Below are 1,862 nucleotides of genomic sequence, written 5' to 3'. Positions count from 1 at the left end.
GGTTGTCAAGATTAAAAGCAATTAATTTCGATCGAATAAATGGTAATTTCATACTAAGAAACAACCACATTCATCTAAAAACCGATTGCTTTAGACATTGACAAATTCATTCCCAAAGGGGATGAATCAGCCCTGCCTTTTCAAGGGGGTTAAGATCGAATTCTAGAATTCAAAGTCTAATCGAATTGTGGATACACGGTAGACTTTATAAGGGAGGTTGGGGGGTAAGCCCATCGAATTGTGCGGTTGCTGATGCTAAGTGTTTAATTAAAGTAGCTTGAGGTAATGGCCCAATAATGTGCTGCCAGGGTAGAATTTGACTGGTATCCCAAGTTTGATGGACGTAGAAATCTAGTCCGGGAATTTGCCCGCGCAGCTCTTTAAATGCCCGCCGAAAACTACCGATCGAATCTCCATAATTGCGAGTGAGTTCGAGTAGATGAGATAACCTGCGATCGCCTCTAGAAATTATTGCTTGAATTACCGACCAATTATAACTTTCAGGACGAAATTCGATCCCATTTGGTGTGAGTTGCTTTTGCAGTAATTTTAATCTTTTATCGGCTGCTTTATTCACGCCAAACCACTGAAACGGCGTGTGTGCTTTGGGCACGAAGGTACTGCAACCAAACGTTAAACGCAAGCCTGGAACGGCTTTTTTGAGCGATCGCAGCATTGCAACGGTTTCGTCGATATCGTTATTCTCTTCACCAGGCACTCCCGCCATTCCATAGAGTTTTAATCCCTTTAAACCACCTGCTTTCGCATTTGCCGCAGCCTGAAATATTTCATCTGTTTCTAGCTTCTTATTAACTATTTTTCGCATCCGCTCCGAGCCGCTTTCAACGGCGATCGTCAGCGATTTGCTATCCCGTTTCGATAGAATTTCAGCTAATCGAACTGTAACGGTATTAGTCCGCACCGAAGATACACTCAACCGGATATCATCATATTTAGGCTGCATCAGATGTTCTAGTAATGCCGGGAATTCTGGATGTTGAGTTACAGATGCACCGAGCAACCCCAGCCGATTGGTGACTTCTAATCCCTTGTCGATCGCCGGAATTAATGATTCTTCGACACTAGCGACCCGAAATGGTAAAGTCAGATAGCTTGCCAAACAAAAGCGACACATTTCTGGACAGCTTCTGACAACTTCGACCATAAAAATACTTTCCCAAGCAGCTTTTTCGGTCACCACGCTAGAAACAGAAAGAGTATTGCCGCGATAGGTTTGTTTGGTAATAGTTGCGGGTAAATTACTATCGATCGGGACGATACTTGCAATTAAATTTTCATCATATTCAACAGTATACAAACTGGGAATATAAATTCCAGGTACTCGCGCTAAATGCTTGAGTTTGGTAAGACGATCGGCTGTCCGAACTTCTTGATAAGTCGTAATAAAATTACCTAGCAAATCTTCCCCATCGCCGACGAGAACAACATCAAAAAAGTCCGCAAAAGGTTCGGGATTTGCACTCAGAACTGGCCCACCTCCGAAAATTAGCGGATCGTTATCGCCGCGATCGCTACTCCGTAACGGAATTTCTAACAACTCTAATAAATTGAGAATATTAACGTAATCTAATTCCCAAGATAGCGAAAAACCGACCAATTCAGGCGATCGCGGTAATGACTCGCGGACATCTGTAAACAACCGATAAATATCCACATCCGATCGCATCGCTAAAGTCGCCCACACCACCTGATAACCTAAACTAGTAATCCCAACGGTATAAGTATTCGGAAACGCAAAGATCGTCGGAATTGCATCTCGATCTGGCGACGCAGGAGTGAATAAGAGGTGTTCGGAGTCGAAGTTCACAGGTGGGGGGTGTGTGGGGGACGGGGAGACGGGG

1 protein-coding gene is annotated in these 1,862 nt (G+C 44.0%); it reads right to left on the bottom strand.

What is annotated here, in order from left to right; genetic code table 11:
• Positions 1 to 205: 205 nt before the first annotated feature.
• On the bottom strand, positions 206 to 1,828 hold the full coding sequence (locus RMO79_RS20690) for a radical SAM protein (protein ID WP_310485158.1): 1,623 nt from the start codon (positions 1,826 to 1,828) through the stop codon (positions 206 to 208).
• Between the last annotated feature and the right edge of the window lie 34 nt (positions 1,829 to 1,862).

It is taken from the genome of Chamaesiphon sp. VAR_48_metabat_403, from assembly GCF_031422475.1.
In the GTDB taxonomy this organism is placed as follows: domain Bacteria; phylum Cyanobacteriota; class Cyanobacteriia; order Cyanobacteriales; family Chamaesiphonaceae; genus Chamaesiphon.
This window is presented reverse-complemented; position numbering and strand designations above follow the sequence as displayed.